Below are 20,269 nucleotides of genomic sequence, written 5' to 3' on the forward strand. Positions count from 1 at the left end.
CAGCGTCGTCATGGGATGATGACGCAACCAATCTTTCTCGATACCGGCGCTATTTTAGCGCTCATGACAATGGTTACTCGCGTCGATATCACAGGCCAAAGGGATAGGTTTCATCTTCGCTGATGGACACCTTCATTGGCAGGGGGATCACCGCGCTAGTCTTGTCGAACCACACGAAAGCATCGTACTGATCGGACAGCGAAGCAAAACTATAATGGCTCCAACGCTCCGTCTCCGGGCGATAGATAACGCCTATGTAGCGTTCAAGACGTGGGTCAGCCATGGCGCGCCGAAGATCGTCGTGCTGCCCAGCGCGAAAGTCGAGTAGGAAGCGTTCGGTACCGACGTCGTGGCAAAGAGCCTCATAACTGCCGGGCCGAGACGGGCGCACTGTCTTTATTTCCATGGGGGCATCCCATTCCGATGCCGCAGCAACAGTCCCGGTATGCATGCCGAAACCAATCAGAGCTGCATCCCTTCCGTAGGTTTGTTTGCATAACTGACCAATGTTCAACTCTCCCCTCTCCATCCCCATATCGGTGAATCGTGCATCCCCGATATGTGAGTTATGTGCCCAGACAATCGCTTTTGTCTTTGCACCTGTCCACGCAAGGATATTTTGAAGCGTGTTGAACATATGCTGGTCACGCTGATTCCAGGATTCATGGACGCCATAATACATCGCTCGATAGTATCGCTCCGCATCGGCCACAAGGTGAGCATTCTGCATAGCGTCAAAGAATTCCGCGCCATCCTTTTTTACGTACTGGAGCTCTTTCTGCAGGAGATCGACGAGAATACGTGTCACGGGCTGTTCGCACAAAGCATAGCCCTCCGTCAGAGATGCGCGGCCGTAAGCTGCCGGCTCTCGCGACCAAGGCGACAGGCAGGCATAGCGCGCTCGGGCCAGGTGCGCAGCCTGCGGATCCACACGATCGAGATAAGCGAGCACGGCGGCGATCGACGCCGTCATATTATAGAGGTCTAGTCCGTAGAAGCCCACTTTATTCGCGGGCGGCTGATTGGCGTTATGATCGCGCAGGAAGCTGACAAAGGCATCAACGTCCTTGTTGCGCCACATCCAGGTCGGAAAACGCGAAAAGGGAGGCGCATTCGTCAATTGATACGGCTTTTGGCGTACATGGCGGTCGACCGCGGCTGCGTCTGGCCAGTCAGCCTCCACGGCAACGACAGTAAAGCCGTGTCGCTCGATTAACCTGCGCGTGATGGCGGCGCGAGCCTGGTGGAATTCCGAAGTACCGTGCGAAGCTTCGCCAAGCAACACTATGCGAGCATCAGCAAAGCGATCGAAGACGTATGCGAAATCCGGATCATCCAGTGAGGGCAACGGCTCAGCGGCGGCTCGCACGATGGCCACTGTCGGAGCCTGCTGCGTTGACGACATTTCCGCTGGTGCTGGCATTTTTCTGGATGAAAGGACCAAGTAATGCTGAAACCACGCGCTGGCCATATCGGTCACGGTCTCCAATGTGCCCGGCTCCTCAAACAGATGTGTCGCGTTTGGCACGATCTTCAGCAATTTCTCACATGCGAGAGCAGCCAATGCCCTGCGGTTCAGTTCAAGAACTTGTTGGTCGTCACCGCCGACGATGAGCAAGGTTGGCGCCTCCACCTCGGGCAGTCGTGGAGCCGCAAGATCGGGCCGGCCGCCGCGCGACACCACCGCGGCCACGCGGTCACGCAGCTCGGCGGCTGCCAGCATTGCTGCACCTGCGCCGGTACTCGCACCGAACAAGCCCAACGGCAGGTCTGCTATATCCGGTTCAGCGCCGATCCAGATCACGGCCTCGAGCAAGCGTTCGGCGAGCAATGGGATATCGAAGACGTTCCGGCGATCTCTCGCCTCGTTCACCGTCAACAAATCCAGGAGAAGGGTAGCAAAGCCCTTTGCATTCAGACTTTCGGCAACTGCAGCGTTTCGAGGACTAAGGCGGCTTGAACCGCTACCATGAGCAAACAGGATGATGCCCCGCGGGTCGGCTGGCACGCTTAAATCACCCACCAGACCGAGCGGTGGGACCGCAATCTGCCGCTTCATGGAGCTGATAGCTGCCGGATCAACCTCAGCCCATCCCTGACGCAGCAATCCGATTGCTTCCTCATCGGTTAGCTGATGAAAGTCCTGATAGAACGATCCCACTCCATGGAAGCTCTTGGCGGGATGAAGGCACACTACGGTATCGGCGTGCTGACGCATCTCGGCGAGCGTTTCTGCCGGCGCGACCGGAATAGCGAGGATGACCTTGGCGGCTCCTCGGCTTTTGGCCGCGCTAAGCGCGGCTTTCGCGGTGGCTCCGGTGGCAAGACCGTCGTCAACGATAATGGCTGTATGTCCGGTCGGATCCACTTGCACGCGATCACCGAGATATACCGCGCGGCGGCGCTTAAGTTCAGCAAGTTCGCGTTGTTTCGCACGCTCTAAATAGACCTCATCGGCCCCGCTGAAGCGGCGAACATCTTCGTTGACAACGATTTCGGGGCTTGCTCCGTCCACAATGGCACCGAGTGCCACCTCGGATGCACCGGGTGCACCGATCTTACGCACGAGGATGAGATCGAGAGGCGCATGCAGCGCACTCGCGATTTCCAACGCTACAGGAATCCCACCGCGCGGCAGCGCATAAATAATCGGCCGGACAGGATCGAGTGTCACCAAGCGAGCTGCCAACTGGCGCCCCGCATCGCGTCGGTCCGAGAATTGAAAGAAAGTTCGCGTCATGAAATTATGGTATTCTCTTTGGCGATCTGATGCGTTGACCCGGATCAAAGCAGCGTTCCGCGAACTTATGGTTAGCGCAATCGACCCTTTGGGCGATCTGAAATAGGCCGATATTGACCCAGCGCCAGTCCACATCAGAACCGTCACGCCCAAAGGTGAGCTGACTAAACCCCTGAGAAGAGACCACTGGCGGCACGTAAAAAAGCGGATCAAAAGGCTTGTCTGAAAAGCGCGGTCGGAGGTTTGCCCGGTAACGATCTTAGCAGCATAGTGAGATTTCGTTGTAGGGCTTCTTGAAATGTATATCGGATTCTGTTGTCGAGATGCTTTTGAGCCAATAGGGATAGGATAAAACGATGGATAGTACGCTGATCTGCACCTCGTGCGGAATTGACACGACTGAGTCGATCGTCCACGGAGGCTCATACATACTTGGATGCGCCGCTTGTGGCGAAGTAATTGTCGCGACGTCATTCACGGCGATGCTCGACTCGGAATACGACTGGACCGCCTTTATCGACGCCGGTCCTGGAAAAATCCTGCTACCGGAGGCGCTCATCGCGCGTGGGCGGCTTCAACAGATATCGGTGGCAATCAAGGCCGCGGCACGTGATGGAAATCCGATCCGTCTGATCCTCGAAACAAAAGACTAAAGCGCCGCCTTCGCGCTACTTCCCCAGCATCGCACAGGCGACTTCAGCCATCGTTTAGTGATCGCTCAGACGAAAGTGGATCACCAATGGCTCATCTGCTTACGGCATCACATAAGCCGCTCTCTTTTGAATTCCCACCCACAGCGTTTGCGGTAGGAGGAGATATGATCACATGCACCATTCGGCGCAGCAACTGATTTCGGCTTTGCCGGAGCCAAACAGGTTCGCCGGAGCAACAGCGAGGCTTGGCTCAAGCCGCTTGACGCGATGTCAGAGCAACATCGACGCACCACGGTCGAGATAGGTATCGAGGAATTGCTCGAGACGAGGATTTCTCGGCTTCTTGAACACTTCCTGCGGCGGCCCGCTAAACAGCACCTTGCCATGATCGAGAAAGATGATCTGCTGGCCGACGGTCGCGGCGAAACCGATTTCGTGCGAAACCACCACCATCGTCATGCCCTCGGCCGCCAGGTCGCGCATGACGTTCAAGACTTCGCCGGTCAGTTCCGGATCGAGCGACGAGGTCGGCTCATCGAACAGCATGATCTTCGGCTTCAATGCCAGGGCGCGGGCGATCGCCACGCGTTGCTGTTGTCCGCCCGAAAGCTGCGAGGGGTAATGCCCTGCCCTTGCTTCGAGCCCGACCTTGACGAGTTGCACCATGGCCGCATCTTCGGCCTGCTTACGGCTCATCTTGTGAACCGTCTTCAGAGCCTCGCTGACATTACCGAGCGCCGTCATATGCGGCCAGAGATTGAACTGCTGGAAGACCATGCCGATCTGGGCGCGGATCGAACGATTGGTCGCTGCCGAGATACGTTCACGACGTCCTTGAGCATCCTCGGTAAAGCCAAGGACCTCGCCGTTGATGGAGATTGTTCCGCGCGTCGCCTCTTCAAGGAAAGCCATGCATCGCAAAAGCGTGCTCTTGCCGGAGCCGGATGGGCCGATGAGGCAAGAGACCTGCCCCGGCTCGATGGCAAGATCGATGCCATGAAGGACCGTGGTCTCTCCGAACGTCTTGACGAGATTCCTGACTTCTATAGCGGGGACGCTCATGCGTTGAAAAACCTGAATCTGGAAAGTTTCGTTTCGGCAAGGTTGCCAAGCCAGCCGGTGACTTCGACGAGCACCCAGTAAAAGAGCGCCAGGGCAGACAGCGCCTCGACGAAGGCATATTGCTGCGATCCGATCGCGCTCAGCGTCGCCGTCAATTCCGGCACGGTGATAATGGAGAGGACTGCCGTCTCCTTCATCAGGATGACAGTCATGTTCACGCAGGGCGGCAGCACCAGCATCGTCATCTCCGGCAAGAGAATACGCCTGACGATCTGCGCCCGCGTCAAGCCGACGCACTCGCCGGCCTCGATATGGCCTTTCGGCACAGCCCGAAATCCGGAACGGAAGATTTCGCTGAAATAGGCCGCACCATAGATCGAAATACCGATCAGTCCTGCCGGCACGGGATCAAGCTCGAGGCCGACGAAAGGACCGCCGTAATAGACGAGGAAAATCTGGATAAGAAATGGCGTGCCGCGCAGCACCGCCACGATGGCACCCAGCACCTTGTCGACGACCAGGCCGCCATATTGCCGGGCGACCGCCATCAGGAAGCCGATAATGGCCGCGGCGATCGTGCCCACAATCCAGATCATGATCGTGACGCCGGCCCCGCTGAGGATGGCTGGCCACTGGCCGATGAGGACGTTGATGTCGAAGGTCATCGCGCTACCCCCGGCAATCTGCTTTCGATCAGGCCGCCGGCAAGCGCCACCACCCAGTTGATCACGAGATAGATGAGGCCAGCGGCTGCGAAGATCTGCAGCGGCAGAAACGTGCTGCCGGCGAGATCCTGGGCCATGCGGGTCAGTTCGATGATACCGACGACGGAGACCAGCGACGATGCCTTCAGAATGAGGATCGCCTCGTTAACGAGGGCTGGGAATGTGAGACGCAGCGCGATCGGAACTTTGATGCGGCGGAAAATCTGACGTGGAGTGAGGCCCACCATCTCCGCCGACTCCACCAGGCCGCGCGGCACGCTGGCAAAGCCGCCACGTAGGTTCTCTGCCTGATAGGCAGCCGTGCAGAGCGACAGGCCGATGATTGCGGCAACGACACTCGGCACGTTGAGGCCGACAGCTGGAAGCAGATTGTAGATCAGCAGCAATTGCACCAGCAGCGGCACGCCGCGAAAAAAGCTGATGAAAAACTGGGCAGGTCGTACGAAAAGGCCACGCCCCGTCAGCAACATTCCCGAAATCAGGATCGCAATTGCAAAACCGATAAAGATCGACACAAAGCTGATCGTCACCGTGTAGATGGATGCCTGCAGAAGCAACCCAAAGAGCTCGATGGACATTGTTGAGTGTTCGCCCGCGTGGTGACCAGGAAGCTGAGATCTCGCTCATCAGCCGTGCCCGGCAGCAAAGCGGGCACGGCTGATTTCCGAGGGCTGATCAGAATGCCGGGTCCTTGACGGCGTCAGGCGTGTCAAAGCTTGCACCGAACCATTTCTTCTGCAGCGCCGCCATGCGGCCGTCAGCCTTGATCTTCAACATGGCTGCATCGATGGCGTCCATCAACGGTGCGTGATCGGCGTCCTTCAAGCCGATGAAGCCGAAATAGGACTTCTTGCCGAAGGGCGGCAGCACGACTTCGAACGTGCCTTCACGCTGCTTGGCGACGAATGCAATATTCGGCAGCGAGTTGGCAACGCCGGCGATACGGCCAGCCGCGAGATCGGCGTAGGATTCCGTAAAGGCCGGATATTCGCGGATATCGACCTTGGTCGGCAGGGTTTCGGAAAACTCCTTCAGCTGGTCGAGCTGCGCGGTCGCCTTGCCGACGCCGATCTTCTTGCCGGCGATATCTTCCGGCTTGCTGATCGTCTTGTCACCGGCCTTTTTCAGGACCGCAATGGTTGCTTCGGCCAGAGGCGGTGTGAAACGATAACGCTCCATGCGCTTCTTAGTGATCGTCGCCGGGCCGGCAACGACGTCGAACTTTCCAGCTTCAAGCGCCGGGAAAACGCCGTCCCATGGCAGCGTGACCCATTCGATCTTCACGCCCAGTTCCTTGCCGATCTCGTCGAAGAGGTCGACGTTCAAGCCCACATGCTTGCCTGCATCGATGAAGTCGAATGGGGCGAAGGCCGTCTCGGTGCCGACCTTCAGGGTGCCGGCGGCCTTGACGGCGGCAAGCGTGTCAGCCGCATGGGCCGACATCGTTGCGCCAAACAAAAGTGCGGCGCCCACCAAACCCTTCAGAAGCGAATTCTTCCTCATATCTTTCTCTCCAGTTTTGTACCCTTCGTTTGGAAGGTTCAGATTCCCCAAGCATTGTCCCGCCAGGCCGATTTTTATGACCTTTTGTCTATACAAATAGATACAGCCTCGCCTACACTGTCAAATACAAAACATAACGAACGCAAGAATTATGCCGCATGATGCCCGATGGATCTGGCAGGCGCGGTTTCCACGGACACTGAATTCATTGCCGGAGCAAGGCGAGCGTTGTTCCCAATTCATCAGAGAATTCTGAAGGATATCGAAAGCAGGATCGTGAGCGGCATCTGGCCGCCGGGGCACCGAATACCCGTCGAACATGAGCTGCTGAAGGAGTATCGATGCTCCCGGATGACGGTGAACAAGGCGCTTTCGACCCTGGCCGAGCGCGGCATGATCATACGTCGTCGCAGGCTCGGTTCCTTCGTCGCTTCGCGGCAAATCGACCGCACGGTCATGGATATCCAGGATATTTCCACGGAAGCGGAGTTGGCGGGACACGAACATAGCCACACGATGCTGATGCGGAAAATCGAGAGGCTCGATCCCGCCACCGCGATGCGGCTAGGCGAAACCACGGGCGCGGAGATCCTGCGGCTCCACTGCCTGCATGCGGTCGACGGCAAGGCGAATGCGCTGGAGCGGCGCATCATCATGCTGGACCTGGTGCCATCGGCAAGAACCGAGAGTTTCGCTTCGGTCCCACCCGGCAAATGGTTGCTGGACATGGTGCCCTGGTCGAAGGCCCGGCATGTCATTCGTGCAGTCTCGGCCGATGCCGCGACGGCGCGCCTGCTCGAAACCGAGCGCGGCGAAGCCTGTCTGACGCTCATCCGTCAGACATGGCAGAGCAGTCGCACGGTCACCTATGTCGAGTTCATCCATCCCGGCGATCGTTTCCAGTTTGCCGGCGACTTTTATCCGAATGAGAGAGCTGTCACCGATCAACCGTCGCAGGGAGACGACCCTTGAACGAGAAGCGGATCAGCAGGGCAGTTCCGCTCAAGGGCTTGCAGGCTTTCGAAGCCGTCGGCCGTTGCGGCAGCGTGAGCGCCGCAGCATTGGAATTGAAGGTTTCGCCCGGAGCGATCAGTCAGCAGATCCGTAAGATCGAGAGCTTTCTCGGTGTCACCTTGTTCGAGCGCAATGGTCGCACGGTGGAACTCACCCAATGGGGTCGGCTCTATCATCAGGAAATATCGAAGGGATTCGAGCAATTCGCACTTGCCGAACAGGTCCTGGAACGAGCGCGCAACGAGAATGCCCTTGTCCTCAGCGCGCTATCTTCCGTCGTCAACAAATGGATCGGGCGCCGGATCTTCGATTGGCAGGCCCTTCATCCAAACGCACATGTCCGGATCGTCGGGCGCGACAAGGAACCGCGCATGGGCTTCGACGACATCGATTTCCGCATCAGCTACGGATCGGACGTACTGCAGCATGAACATTATAGCGAGCTGTTCCGCGATTGGGTGGTTCCGGCCTGCTCGCCGGCCCTGATCAAGGGCAAGGCACTTTCTGCGGCGCAACTTCTTCAATATCCGCTCCTGCATGTCGAATGGGAGCGGCATTTCACGCCCTATCCAAGCTGGCTTGAATTCGCCGCGAAGACGGGAGCGGCGCTCGAAGAAACCGCCGCCGGCCTTTCCTTCACCCTATCGAGCAGTGCAATTGACGCCGCCGTCAACAAGCGCGGCGTCGTTCTCGCACAAATGTCGATGATTGCGGATGAACTCGAGGCGCAGACGCTCGTCATTCCCGTCGACATACGCATTCCCTTGCGCGAAAGCTATTTTCTCGCCTGGGACAGGGCGGCCCTGGAAAAACCCTACGGGCGCCAATTTCGCGATTGGCTTCTCACCATTTCCCGCCAGCAGGGCTTGGTATCGGCACCCGGTTCGACATTTTAGAAAAACTAAAACGGAACTCAGCTGCACGATATTGATGAAATTTTGCCCCTGGCGATAATTTGCGCATTCGCCGTCAGCGGAACGGCGTGACCGACATAATGGGAGAGTTCGATGGCGCGGACCGACAAGATGAAACTCGGAACTTTCGTCTATACGTTCGGCTTTCATCCGGCCTCCTGGCTGCATCCGGCAAGCGACGTCAACGGCGCCAACGACTTCGCGCATCTACTTGATGTCGCCAAACGATCCGAGGCGGCCAAATTCGATTTCATGTTCATGGCCGATTCTCCGGCAGCTGCAGTCGGCGATCCGAATGCGCTCGCCCGCATTCCCACGAAGATGAACCGTTTCGAACCCCTCTCGCTGCTCTCGGCACTGGCGGTCACGACCAACGATCTCGGGCTCGTGGCAACGGTCTCGACAAGCTACTATGAACCTTACAATGTGGCCCGTCTGTTTTCCTCGATCGACCATCTCAGCAAGGGCCGCGCCTGCTGGAACGTCGTCACGTCAGACCATGACGAAACCGGCTACAACTTCAATCGCGAAGGGCTGGATCCACACGCGCTGCGCTATGAACGCGGCAACGAGTTCGTCGACGTCGTCTTCGGTCTTTGGGACAGCTTCGAGGAGGGCGCGCTGCTCCTCGATCGCGAAAACGGTGTCTACTATGACAAGGACAAGCACCACACACTCAACCACAAAGGCAAGCACTTCCAGGTTCGCGGACCTCTGAACATTGCGCGAACGCCTCAGGGCCGTCCTGTCATCGCCCAGGCGGGCGGTTCCGAGCCCGGTATGGACATGGCGGCACGCACGGCCGAGATCGTCTTCAGCCTCGCATCGAACATCGAGCGGAACCGGGCCTTCTACGAGAATGTCAAAGGCCGGATGGCTGCCTATGGGCGTGATCGCGACGACCTGAAAATCATGCCGGGCATCGTCATCAACGTCGGAGAAACCGAGGCCGAGGCAAAGGCGAAGGTGGACTATCTGATCGACAAGATGCATCCCGATGTCGGGCGGCTGATGCTTTCCGAGTTCCTGGAGGCGGACCTGCGCGGCGTGGCGCTCGATGAGCCCTTCCCGATGGACCGTCTGCCGGCCGCTCCAAAAGGATCACGCGCGCTGTTCGACGAACTAGTCGATTTCGTCAAGAGCGGCCACACGGTCGGCGAACTGATCCGGCACTATGCCGAGAAACACACCGGCAATGGCATAACCGGCACGCCGGCCCAGATCGCCGACTACATGGAGGAATGGTTCGAAACGCGTGCCGCCGACGGCTTTATCCTGATGTTCCCGACCCTGCCATCCAGCCTCGACGATTTCGTGCGGCTCGTGCTGCCGGAACTTCGCCGCCGCGGCCTGTTCCGCGAGGAATATGAGGGCAGAACCCTGCGCGAAAACCTCGGCATTTCCACGCCGGCAAACCGTTTTTCCAAGAGCTGAGGGCCGGTCCAGTGAGCGACGAGGCGCTGATCAGCGACACGGAATTCAAGCTATCGATGCGTCACTTGGCCGGTGCGGTCAGTGTGATCACGGTCGGTGACGGACAGGACCGCACCGGCTTCACCGCGACCTCGGTTTCCTCATTTTCGGCGGATCGGCCTTCCGTCATTGTCAGCGTCAACAGGGCTTCCTCCTCCTGGCCGGCGCTGCAGCGGTACGGCTGCTTTTGCGTCAACGTGCTCGCAGCCAACCAGCAGCATGTGGCGCAATCCTTTGCCGGTATTGACGGGCGCAAGGGTGCCGATCGCTACGATGGTGCCGGATGGTATCGCCTCAGGACGGGTGCAGCCGCACTCGAAAATGCCCTCACGGTCCTAGACTGCAAGCTCGAAACCGTGTTTCAGCATCATTCCCATGCCATTCTGATCGGGCACATCCGTGCAATGGAAATCCGGCAGGATGTCGGGCCGCTGCTCTACTGGCGAGGCGGCTATCATGAACTTCCGACCGCCGTTGATGAGCGCTGCCTAGAGCCGGATGATTTTAGATCGAGTCGCGCTAAAATCTGAATCCGCTCTAGAATCAAAGAGGTAAAGCGTGATGTCGTCCGAAAACCGCCTACACTTTTCGGCATTACGCTCTAACGTAGTCGATCCGGCAATAGTCCGATCGAGGCGACATCGGCATTGGCGAAGGCAAGCCTAAGGTAGCGCTCCTGCCCCTCCCCGAAATATGCCCCGGGTATGCAGACGACACCACGCTCCCTGGCAAGTTCTTCGGCAACCTCGGACGACGATCGATCCTCGAAAGGATGGCGAACGAAGGCGAAATAGGCGCCGATCGCTGCGATCTCCCAACCCGTCAGCTCCGAAGCGGCCAGTCTCAAGGCATCGGCACGGCGAATGATTTCCAGCCGGTTGCCGGCCCGCCAATCGGCAAGGATAGGCAGAGCCGATGCAACGGCGATCTGAGGCGAACGCGGGGCGCAGATCTGCATATTGTCCATGACCTTCGCGATCTCAGCGATGAGCCCGGGGCCTGCCGTGACAGCACCGAGGCGATGACCGGGAATGCAGAAGGATTTCGAGAAGCTATAGAGAAGAACGAGCGTATCCTCCCAACCCGGCTCCGACAGCAGGGCGTGCGGCCTGCCGTAATCTTCGGCCAGGAAGTCGCGATAGGTTTCGTCGACAACCAGCCAGGCGCCATATTTTCGGCACAGCGAGAAAAGCTGGTGAAGCAGACCGGGCGGATACACAGCCCCGGTAGGATTGTTGGGCGTAACGACGGCGAGCATCTTCGCGCCGGCTGCAAGCGCGGCTTCGGCTGAGCCGAGATCTGGAAGAAAGCCGGTTGTAGGGTCGCAGTCGACCAGCAACCGCCCGATCCCCAGCATCGATAGCGTTGTGTCGTGATTGAAATAGAAAGGATTGGTCAGTGCTATCGTATCGCCTGCACCAGCAAGCGCAATCGCAGTGCACATGAACGCCTGATTGCAGCCGGCCGTGATATGGATATTGTCGGCAGATATATCCGCACCATAAAGCTCTGCGACATGAGCAGCATAAATCTGGCGCAACAAAGGCTCGCCCTCGATCGGCCCGTATCCGGTCATCGCCTGTTGCGCAGCCGTTTCGCCGAGAAGGCGCAGCATTTCAGGATGCGCAGGATAACCGGGCACGGCCTGTGACAGATTGATGAGTGGCCCCTTCAATCCCTTGTATTCGCGGCCCCAGGCGACGACGGAAGGAATGGGCGGAGGGGAGAGGCGGGAAACGAACGAATTGAATTTTGCAGCTGTCATATCGATTTCTCTTTGATACCGATTGCTACAACGATACCAATTGCTTTCTCAACCTCTTTGTTGAGTGAGACGGACCTCAAGTGGAGACGCATGCGCATGGTGTGGGACAAGATGCGGCTTGAACAGCTGCGCGCGGAATTTGCAGACGCCAATGGCGGCGAGATATTCGACGAGAAGTTTCGCAAAGTGGCGGAGAAGATCATCTCCAAGAGCGGTACGAGACTGGCGCCATATGCGGGTGTGCCGACTTTCCTCAGCGCGCCCTACATGCAGGTCGCAGCCGACGAGCCGGATTTCGGCAATCTCCAGGTCGCGATAACGGGAATCCCGATGGATCTCGGCGTCACCAATCGCCCCGGTTCCCGCTTCGGACCGCGTGCCATTCGCGCCATCGAGAGGATCGGTCCTTACAACCATGTTCTGGGCACGGCGCCTGTCTTCGATCTTCGCGTCGCCGACATTGGCGACGTACCGTTTCAAAGCCGCTACCGGCTGGAACTCAGCCACGACGACATCGAAAAACGTATCGGGCAGATTGTCGATGCCGGCGTTGCACCGCTCTCGGTCGGAGGTGACCACTCCATCACGCATGCCATCTTGAAGGCTGTCGGCCGGAATCAGCCGGTCGGTCTCATTCATATCGATGCTCATTGCGACACCAGCGGAGCCTTCGATCAGACGAAGTTTCATCACGGCGGACCGTTTCGCAATGCCGTGCTGGATGGCGTGCTCGATCCGACAAGGACGATCCAGATCGGTATCCGTGGTTCGGCGGAATATCTGTGGGAATTCTCCTATAAATCGGGAATGACCGTGATCCACGCAGAAGACATCAGCGCAATGGGGATCGCTGCCGTCATCGCCAAAGCCAAATCCATCGTCGGCGACGGCCCGACCTATCTCTCCTTCGATATCGACAGCCTCGATCCTAGCTTTGCGCCCGGTACGGGCACACCCGAGGTCGGCGGATTGACGACGCGTGAGGTTCTTGAGCTGATACGAGGACTAAAGGGCATAAACCTCGTGGGCGGCGACGTCGTCGAGGTTGCTCCCCAATATGACGCGACGACCAACACCGCGCATGCTGGAGCTCAAGTACTCTTCGAAATCCTGAGCCTCATGGTGTTTAGCCCATCAGTCGGCAAACGCTAGACACAAACCCTCGCAACCTTAGCAATTCGGATGATCGGACGCGGCGAGGCGGGAGCGGTTTCACGCTTGCGCCCCTACTGTTCGTATCTGCGAACGTAATCGTTGGTGACATCGCCATGGATCAATCTATCGTATCGTCAACGACAGGATTATTCCCGTGGCTGCGCCTCGATAACCTCAATCGCAGAGTCGAACTGACTGACCGGGAATCTGACCCGTAACTGAATTTTTGCTCTTGAGCGGATTCGAAGTGACGACCTCGCGATTTAAAAAGCATGCAGTTGAACGGATACGAACCAGCGACCTATAAATGTTCGGTCCGTTCACGCGGCCGGGGGCAAGGGATCGGTGCCCTCACTCAGAATTGCAAGATATCGGCTATAGCTGAAAACTCTGCCGCGCTTGCGACCCGTTATTTCCTTGATGATGCCGAAGCGCTCCAAGTCTGCGAGCGCCGCGTTAACTGTGGGCGCAGATAGGGCTGTCTTCTGTACGAGCTGATTTGCTGTAAAGAACGGATTTTGCTGAAAGAGATCGTGAATGCGAAGCGCTGAACCCGCGCGATCGCTTTCGGTTGTGATCTGGTCACGGTCTTCCTTGAACACATCCACAATCCGCGTGACAGCGTCGAACGCCTGATTGGCGGTGTCGGCAACACCCGTGAGAAAAAAGTCGAGCCAGCCCTCCCAGTTGCCTTGTTCGCGGACTTCCTGAAGCAGCCGATAGTACTCTGCCCTATGTGTCTTCAAATAAAGACTGAGATAGAGCAGCGGCTTGCGCAGAACGCCGTTCATGCAGAGATAAAGCGTGACCAGGAGGCGGCCGATACGCCCGTTACCATCAAGGAACGGATGAATCGTTTCGAATTGGACATGCAAAAGACCGGCCTTGATGAGGGCGGGCAGTCGCGACCGATCTTCGTGCATAAATTGCTCAAGCGCCTTTAAGCAAGCGTCCATCTCCGTCACCGGCGGTGGCACGAAGAGTGCATTGCCAGGCCGTGTTCCCCCAATCCAGTTTTGCGAACGGCGGAATTCTCCAGGATTCTTGGTGCCGCCGCGCCCGCTTTGCAGCAATCGCGCATGCATTTCGCGGATTACGCGTAGCGACATAGGAAAGGCTTCGAGCCGTTCCAGACCGTACATCATGGCATCGACGTAGTTGGAAACTTCACGTATGTCGTCGATCGACTGTCCTGCCTGCGCTTCTGTCTCAAAACGCAGCAAGTCAGAGAGTGTCGATTGCGTCCCCTCGATCTGCGAGGATAGAACAGCTTCTTTCCTGACATACATATAAAGAAACAGCTCCTGACGCGGGAGCAACACTGTGATGCCACCCAGGCGTCCGAGTGCTCGCTCCGCCAGGCTGAGGCGCTCCAACAGCGAAAGCACGTCAATGGCCGGCCATGGCGGCAATGGCGGCGGTACAAACGCTCGCACCTTTTCGCCGGCTGCGGATGTTTCTACAAAGCGTCCTAGCCGCCGAGAGCGTTCAGAATCAGACATGGCGATAGTATGATTTTTGATCGCTATTTAAGCAATGGCCATCTCACTTAAATAAGTGGCAGACTAAGGTAAGCGGCGTTAAATAAACGAGTTTCGGATCGTCCTTATGCTCTTGAAGAGAATCGAACCGAAAGCACCCAAGAAAATGGGTAAATCATTGATTGAACTGGAATTTGTCTTTGAGTTTATTTTATCGCATGCGCGCCAATACATAGAGTTTGACAGGCGCGCGGCATGTAGTGGTCGTCGGCCATGTCCTTCCAGAAGGTGAGGTGATCTCTGGATTTTTATTGTTTAGTGAGGAAGATTTTGGAATAGTGTACTATATAGCTTCATGCTGTCAGCCCTTTAGGCCATTACTACGACGTCTATTGCCTCCTGGACCAACCGGACGTTCGGGCATTTTTCGGTGCAGATGCATATCGCACTCACAAAGACCGGCGTTTCCCGAAGCTCAACAATCCCGATTAGCAGCAATCCGGCATTCAGCCTTGCTGACCCTGATACCTTCAGGCTTTACGAACGCGCGTATTAGCGGGCCGCGGCGCTTTATTACCACGACAGGCCCAATCCAAAAGAGATTCTCGCGCGTATCGCATCCAAATCGGAGCGCCTCCAGCGGTCCGCGTTTGCCGCAACTGCGGCTGAGCATCCTGCTATGTGTGACAGGCAGGGCTACCAGCCCGGCGAAGGACAAGCGGCTCGGATGGCGCAGGCGGCAGTTGTGCGATAGCGTCGGCAGGAGGACTATCTGCAACGGATTTCCCTTCCCCTTCAATTTTTCCCGAGAGGCGTTGAACGCCGCCATTATTGACGCTATATAGCGTCTACACTATTGGCACTCTGAAGATGGAGGTGGATCATGGGCATCGCTCAATATGCAGATGATGGGCTGTTCGCACCGCGCAAGATCGCGGATGCATTTCGCACGACCAGCGAAGAGATCGCCCGCACCGCCGGACTCGGAAAAGACGCAATTCAACGCAAGGATCGTATTCGTTCCGACAGAACGCAGCGCCGCTTACGCGAGATGATTGAGATCGTCAATAAGGTCGAACCGCGCTTCGGCTCGGCGCTGATGGCTTATGCCTGGTATCGCTCCGAGCCGCTGTCTGGCTTCTCTGGTCAGACGGCGATGCAACTGGTCCGCAACGGTCGCGCCGACGAGGTGCTCGATTATATTGACGCGGTCGACGCCGGCGTTCACGCATAGCCTCCGGCCGATGCAGTATCGAGGAAAGCTCTACCGGGCGCTCAACCCGATCTACGCCGGCGAGCCTCTGTCGGGACGCGGCGCGGAACTCTATGGCGGTCGCTTCAACCCGAAAGGCGTGCCCGCCCTCTATACGTCGCTGACAATCATGACGGCGCTGAAGGAAGCTAATCAGGTCGGAAATCTGCAACCGACGACGCTGGTTTCCTATGATGCCGATGTCGAACATGTGTTCGACTGCCGGGACGACGCAGCCCTTCGGGCGCAGGGCATGGATGCGGCGGCACTCGCCGATCCGACCTGGCGTGACCAGATGAAGGATTCGGGTGAGGCGAAAACACAAGCCTTCGCACGCCAGCTTGCTGCCGATGGCTGTTGCGGGCTGCTCGTGAAGAGCTTCGCACCCGCTGCAACGAATGACGATCTTAATCTCGTCCTCTGGACATGGGGCAGCACACCGCCTGGCCGCCTGATCCTGATCGACGACGAACACAGACTGTCCCGATAGTCTTACGCAGCATGCCATCTGTCTCGACGCGGAAAGGCGCACCGCAGATGACCACGCGACCGGCCTATCATTGCAGTGGTTTTGATGACCTATGCGGGGACTTTGCCATGGAAAGCAATGCAACAGAGCAAGCTCAATGAGTTGAGTCTTCCTTGTCTCGGCAACTCACCGTCGAGGACCTGTTACTGATGACGTTTCGGCTCCCTGCGACTCAATCGAAATAGCGTTCGCCTCCGGGCCGGAGATGATCTGCTGACCGTCAGGGCGCTTGTGGCGATGGGAATGGGAATTAGTTTTCTTCCCGGCTATCTTGCCCATCAGTTCAATCTCGCGCGGGTATGTCAGTACCGGAGCAATACTCCTCATGAGTGCTTCTGGGGAAAATTCACGCGGCATTGACACACGATAGGCAGGAAAGCGGGCGGTCTTGAGCTATAGGCGGTCGATCGCACCTCCCGTTCGGCTGTTTCCGCTTTCAAGAGCTGCGACAGGATCGGAACGGCAGCCTCGAACGCCGGCGATCCTTGCTCAGTCAGCTCGCCGACGGCTTGTGCCATGCCGTGCATCTTCAGTTGCCGCAGCATGATGACGATTGCACCGCTCGCTGGATTATGACGCATGGCCGGCCTCCGTCTTTCTCAGGGCATCGTATCGTTCGACATTGGCCTTGGGCTCGTTGACGAGCGTCAGGGCTTGCGGCGCATCGATCGTTGGCGGAATGAAGGATTTGCCGTCGACGAGACGGTGCAGCAGGTTCAGCACATGCGTCTTGGTTGGAACGCCGGACTTCAGCGCCATGTCGACAGCTGAGAGCACTGCTTGTTCGTCGTGCTGGAGAACAAGCGCCAGGATATCGACCATCTCCCTGTCTCCGCCTGGCTTCTTGAGCAGATATTGCTGCAAGGACTGTGTTTCGGCATGCAAATTTGCACGCCGATTGACAGTGGCGCTGGAGAAGAGCCAACGATCCTAGGAAGGCTTTGCAGCAGAACGTTGCTTTCTGTATTCTTCGACCGGTAGGCCGCCCCAGCCCCAGTTTTCAAGATCGACTTCCTCGATGACAACGAACGTTGAGGCCAGCGGCTTGTTCAGGACCTCGAGGAGGACGTTGCTGACGCCTGCAATGATCCGGGCCTTTTCCTCAACCGTCACCGAGTTCGCGCCGGGCGTATTGCCTTCTCGGGTGACCTGAATATTTACAATAGGCATCGGGAATTCCTTTCAGTTGGCCGGCTGGTTTAAAAGCCCAACTCCGACAGGTGATGTTCCAGGATGTCGACGTGTGCGTAGCCGGCCCCGACACGGGCTAGCCCTGCATCCTTTCTAACGAAGAGTGTCGGAAAACTGGTTACGACCATTGATCGTCCGCCTTTCGCAGGTGGACCCGGCGATTGGTTGCCGGATCCACTCCCAAAGCTCGTTCACCAGCGACCGGCGTTCTGACCGCCGTCGACGTGGAGGATTTCACCGGTTACGAACCCGGCGTCTTCGAGGAACAGGACGGCGTTAACGATATCGCTGACTTCGCCCATGTGAGCCACGGGATGAAGACCGGAGAGGAACTCGTGCGTCTCGGGCGCATGCATCGGCGTCTTGATGATGCCCGGAGAGACCGCGTTCACGCGAACACCCGACTTCGCATACTCGAGGGCGAGGCCTTTGGTCACGGAGTTGAGACCACCCTTCGTGAGCGACGCCAACGCAGCAGGCACACCCTGTATCGGCTGATCGACCAGGCTGGTGGTGATCGACACAATGTGCCCTGCACCCTGCTTCAGCATCTGACGTGCGGCGCGCTGCGTGATATGAAAGAACCCGGCAATGTTGACCCCGAAGTTGAGATCGTAGTCCTCTTGAGTGAAGTCGACGAATGGCTTTGCCGTGAACACGCCGGCGTTATTGACGAGCGTATCGATCCGACCAAAACGTTCCAGCGCTTCGCGCACCACACGATCTGCGGTTTCGGGCTTAGCGATATCACCAGCGATGGCATAGACTCCGGAGTCAGAGCCAGCTTTTGCCGACCGGGACGTCGCAACGACGTTATAACCTTTTTCGCGGTAGCCCCGCACCAAACCCTCGCCGATGCCCTGTGACGCGCCGGTGATGATTGCAACTTTCTGAGTGCTCATGATGTGCATCCTTCTCATATCCACGGCCGTTTCTTTCGGTCGTGCAACGCCCTCGGCGTCGATGGGTATGATTTAGATGCTCCCGCAGACCGGGAGAATTGCCACCATCAGGGTGACACTGTGCCGCTATACGGCATAATCACGACATTCCTTCAGCTTCCGATGCTATGCGTCTAAGGTCGCTTCTCAGGCGCGGTGCTGCAAAGTCGACGAAAGCACGAACTTTAGGGACTGTCATCCGGCCAGGAGGCGATAACAGATGGACGGGAAGTGCGGGAAGTTCATCGTCCGGCAACACGATCTTGAGGCTTCCGTCTTTGACAAGATGAGAGACGTGGTAGGAATAGAGCCTTGTCAGGCCGAGGCCACCCACAGCCGATGCAGCGGCCGCTCTCACGCTGTTGACGACGTATCTCGGCGTGAAGTGAACTGACCGCGGAATCGAAGATCCTCTCGATGGCGAAAAGTTCCACGATTCCAAACCGAAATTGCTGAACGCGATGATGCTATGTGCCGCGAGATCGGAAGGATCTTCGATAGCAGGACGCCCGGCCAAGTAGTCTGGCGAGCCAACGACCACTCGTCGCACGTCGCCACCAATCCTTGTCGATATGTTCGACGAGTCCGGCAAATTGCCGATGCGCAACGCGATATCGACACCCTCGTCCACAAGGTTTACAAATCGATCTAGCATCAGAAGCCTGACGGACACCGGCTCGTGCAGCCGGAGGAAGTCATCGATGATTGGGCGCAAAACCTCTTCCCCCAATATTGGCGGGGCGGAAATTGTCAGCATCCCGCGTGGGGAAGCTTCTTCGCCGACTGCGACAAGATCGGCTTCTTCGAGATCAGAAAGAATTCGTCTGCAAACGACCACATACCGCTGGCCCGCTTCGCTCAAATGCAGGCTCCGGGTAGTTCGATGAAGCAACTCGGTTCCGACATGCTTCTCGAGCATGCCGAGTGCACGGCTGATCGCTGTCGGTGAGCGCTTCAGCTTGCGGGCTGCTCCGGCGAGGCTGCCTTCATCTACGGCTGCAACGAAAACCTTCATTGCATCGATACGATCCATTCCTTACTCCGTGTTCTTCAGTTGCCATCCCCGGCCTGGGCATGATCGTGGGGTTGAGCACCATTGTACGAATGGTATTGCCCACACGGCGCTGCAATGGAAGGCGTTTCTGTTGAACGCCACGGTGATGTCATTTCCGGTTAGCGTTAAAGGAGAGCGACATAACCGCGAAGAAAAGTGATGTGACGAGAAGAGGCATACCGTGCGAGGCTGGCGCCTCAATCGAAATGTCGCATCAGGTTCGCAAAACCTCTCAGCTCTGCCTCACGCCAACGAGGCATAGCTTTCGCCATCTCCGTAAGTGTCAGTAGACGATCACGCAGTTCGAGCGAAGCTCTTAGCCCTCTATTCGCGATATCCGTGGGTATCGCTCGCCGGCTCGATCGAAAGCTTCTCATCAACTCGAACGTCGTCCGATCACGGCAATTCCAAAGTCTGGCTATCCGCTTCGGGGCGTGGAAATAGGGGGATTTGCGGCCTTTCCGACGCTTCAGCCAGGTGACAGAAAGCGATTGGAGTGGAAGCTATCCCCCGTGTTCAACAAGGGGACCATCATGACCACCACCAACGAAATTGCAGACAAAATCGCATCAGAGCACAGCCTCACCACGGCGCAGAGCAAGTCGATCGTCGAGGCTGTATTCGCATCCATCACCGCGGCCGCGGTAGCCGGCGCCGAGACGTCCATCCCGGGATTTGGCAAGTTTAAGATCAAGGATACGCCGGAACGCGAGGCCCGGAACCCAGGAACCGGAGCAACCATCAAAGTGGCCGCGGCAAGAAAGCTAACCTTTCAGCCCGCCAAAGCTCTGAAAGATGCGCTGAACAAGTGACGGGG

General features: G+C 57.5%; 19 protein-coding genes and 2 pseudogenes. 9 read left to right on the forward strand and 12 right to left on the reverse strand.

Features of this window, described 5'->3' with window-relative positions:
• Positions 1-88: 88 nt before the first annotated feature.
• On the reverse strand, positions 89-2,677 hold the full coding sequence (locus tag PH552_RS26270) for an erythromycin esterase family protein (RefSeq protein WP_285166382.1): 2,589 nt from the start codon (positions 2,675-2,677) through the stop codon (positions 89-91).
• Positions 2,678-3,096: 419 nt separating this feature from the next.
• Here PH552_RS26270 and PH552_RS26275 point away from each other — a divergent pair, with 419 nt between their 5' ends.
• Positions 3,097-3,393: a hypothetical protein gene (locus PH552_RS26275; protein WP_113250118.1), complete on the forward strand. Its 297-nt coding sequence runs from the start codon at positions 3,097-3,099 to the stop codon at positions 3,391-3,393.
• Between the two features lie 270 nt (positions 3,394-3,663).
• On the opposite strand, the gene PH552_RS26280 is transcribed toward PH552_RS26275, so the two are convergent.
• The 4 genes from PH552_RS26280 to PH552_RS26295 form a co-directional block, all read right to left on the reverse strand.
• A complete protein-coding gene (locus PH552_RS26280) occupies positions 3,664-4,455 on the reverse strand; it encodes an amino acid ABC transporter ATP-binding protein (RefSeq protein WP_112342128.1) in 792 nt (263 codons plus the stop codon).
• Positions 4,452-5,120, reverse strand: a complete 669-nt coding sequence (locus PH552_RS26285; RefSeq protein WP_113250119.1) for an amino acid ABC transporter permease — start codon at positions 5,118-5,120, stop codon at positions 4,452-4,454. The genes PH552_RS26280 and PH552_RS26285 overlap by 4 nt, the downstream gene beginning before the upstream one ends.
• The gene (locus PH552_RS26290; protein ID WP_113250120.1) at positions 5,117-5,758 is read right to left on the reverse strand and encodes an amino acid ABC transporter permease; all 642 of its coding nucleotides are present in this window, start codon (positions 5,756-5,758) and stop codon (positions 5,117-5,119) included. Before PH552_RS26290 ends, PH552_RS26285 begins: the two co-directional genes overlap by 4 nt.
• A 97-nt stretch (positions 5,759-5,855) precedes the next feature.
• Positions 5,856-6,683, reverse strand: a complete 828-nt coding sequence (locus tag PH552_RS26295; protein WP_113250121.1) for a transporter substrate-binding domain-containing protein — start codon at positions 6,681-6,683, stop codon at positions 5,856-5,858.
• A gap of 228 nt (positions 6,684-6,911) precedes the next feature.
• On the opposite strand from PH552_RS26295, the gene PH552_RS26300 reads away from it, so the two are divergent.
• The 4 genes from PH552_RS26300 (at position 6,912) to PH552_RS26315 (ending at position 10,614) form a co-directional block, all read left to right on the forward strand.
• Positions 6,912-7,655: a histidine utilization transcriptional repressor HutC gene (locus PH552_RS26300; protein WP_285166408.1), complete on the forward strand. Its 744-nt coding sequence runs from the start codon at positions 6,912-6,914 to the stop codon at positions 7,653-7,655.
• The gene (locus PH552_RS26305; protein ID WP_113250122.1) at positions 7,652-8,593 is read left to right on the forward strand and encodes a LysR family transcriptional regulator; all 942 of its coding nucleotides are present in this window, start codon (positions 7,652-7,654) and stop codon (positions 8,591-8,593) included. The genes PH552_RS26300 and PH552_RS26305 overlap by 4 nt, the downstream gene beginning before the upstream one ends.
• A gap of 111 nt (positions 8,594-8,704) precedes the next feature.
• Positions 8,705-10,045, forward strand: coding sequence for an LLM class flavin-dependent oxidoreductase (locus PH552_RS26310; RefSeq protein WP_113250123.1), 1,341 nt, complete (start codon positions 8,705-8,707; stop codon positions 10,043-10,045).
• A gap of 11 nt (positions 10,046-10,056) precedes the next feature.
• Positions 10,057-10,614 (forward strand): flavin reductase family protein, encoded by a 558-nt coding sequence (locus PH552_RS26315; protein ID WP_113250124.1) that lies wholly within the window; start codon positions 10,057-10,059, stop codon positions 10,612-10,614.
• A gap of 71 nt (positions 10,615-10,685) precedes the next feature.
• Here PH552_RS26315 and PH552_RS26320 read toward each other — a convergent pair whose 3' ends face one another.
• Positions 10,686-11,849, reverse strand: coding sequence for an aminotransferase (locus PH552_RS26320; protein ID WP_113250125.1), 1,164 nt, complete (start codon positions 11,847-11,849; stop codon positions 10,686-10,688).
• Positions 11,850-11,945: 96 nt separating this feature from the next.
• On the opposite strand from PH552_RS26320, the gene speB reads away from it, so the two are divergent.
• The gene (speB, locus tag PH552_RS26325; protein WP_113250231.1) at positions 11,946-13,001 is read left to right on the forward strand and encodes an agmatinase; all 1,056 of its coding nucleotides are present in this window, start codon (positions 11,946-11,948) and stop codon (positions 12,999-13,001) included.
• A 323-nt stretch (positions 13,002-13,324) separates the two neighbouring features.
• Here speB and PH552_RS26330 read toward each other — a convergent pair whose 3' ends face one another.
• Positions 13,325-14,506, reverse strand: coding sequence for a Fic family protein (locus PH552_RS26330; RefSeq protein WP_285166383.1), 1,182 nt, complete (start codon positions 14,504-14,506; stop codon positions 13,325-13,327).
• 862 nt (positions 14,507-15,368) lie between these two features.
• Here PH552_RS26330 and PH552_RS26335 point away from each other — a divergent pair.
• A complete protein-coding gene (locus PH552_RS26335; protein WP_112345404.1) occupies positions 15,369-15,719 on the forward strand; it encodes an antitoxin Xre/MbcA/ParS toxin-binding domain-containing protein in 351 nt (116 codons plus the stop codon).
• A 10-nt stretch (positions 15,720-15,729) separates the two neighbouring features.
• Complete coding sequence (locus tag PH552_RS26340) at positions 15,730-16,227, forward strand: RES family NAD+ phosphorylase (protein ID WP_112345409.1); 498 nt, start codon at positions 15,730-15,732, stop codon at positions 16,225-16,227.
• Between the two features lie 402 nt (positions 16,228-16,629).
• On the opposite strand, the pseudogene PH552_RS26345 reads toward PH552_RS26340, so the two are convergent.
• From PH552_RS26345 to PH552_RS26365, 5 genes and pseudogenes are all read right to left on the reverse strand, one after another.
• A pseudogene (locus tag PH552_RS26345) lies at positions 16,630-16,847 on the reverse strand (ATP-binding protein); the annotation flags it as partial.
• Positions 16,837-17,136: pseudogene (locus PH552_RS26350) on the reverse strand (IS21 family transposase); the annotation flags it as partial. The pseudogenes PH552_RS26350 and PH552_RS26345, both read right to left, overlap by 11 nt.
• A 60-nt stretch (positions 17,137-17,196) precedes the next feature.
• Positions 17,197-17,436 (reverse strand): tautomerase family protein, encoded by a 240-nt coding sequence (locus PH552_RS26355; RefSeq protein ID WP_112345403.1) that lies wholly within the window; start codon positions 17,434-17,436, stop codon positions 17,197-17,199.
• A 212-nt stretch (positions 17,437-17,648) separates the two neighbouring features.
• Positions 17,649-18,362: an SDR family NAD(P)-dependent oxidoreductase gene (locus PH552_RS26360; RefSeq protein ID WP_181592447.1), complete on the reverse strand. Its 714-nt coding sequence runs from the start codon at positions 18,360-18,362 to the stop codon at positions 17,649-17,651.
• 136 nt (positions 18,363-18,498) lie between these two features.
• On the reverse strand, positions 18,499-19,431 hold the full coding sequence (locus PH552_RS26365; RefSeq protein ID WP_112345402.1) for a LysR family transcriptional regulator: 933 nt from the start codon (positions 19,429-19,431) through the stop codon (positions 18,499-18,501).
• Between the two features lie 554 nt (positions 19,432-19,985).
• Between PH552_RS26365 and PH552_RS26370 the strand changes: the two genes are divergently transcribed.
• Complete coding sequence (locus PH552_RS26370; RefSeq protein ID WP_112345407.1) at positions 19,986-20,264, forward strand: HU family DNA-binding protein; 279 nt, start codon at positions 19,986-19,988, stop codon at positions 20,262-20,264.
• Positions 20,265-20,269 lie beyond the last annotated feature (5 nt).

The sequence above is a fragment of the Rhizobium aureum genome (assembly GCF_030182495.1).
GTDB classification, from domain to species: domain Bacteria; phylum Pseudomonadota; class Alphaproteobacteria; order Rhizobiales; family Rhizobiaceae; genus Rhizobium; species Rhizobium tropici_C.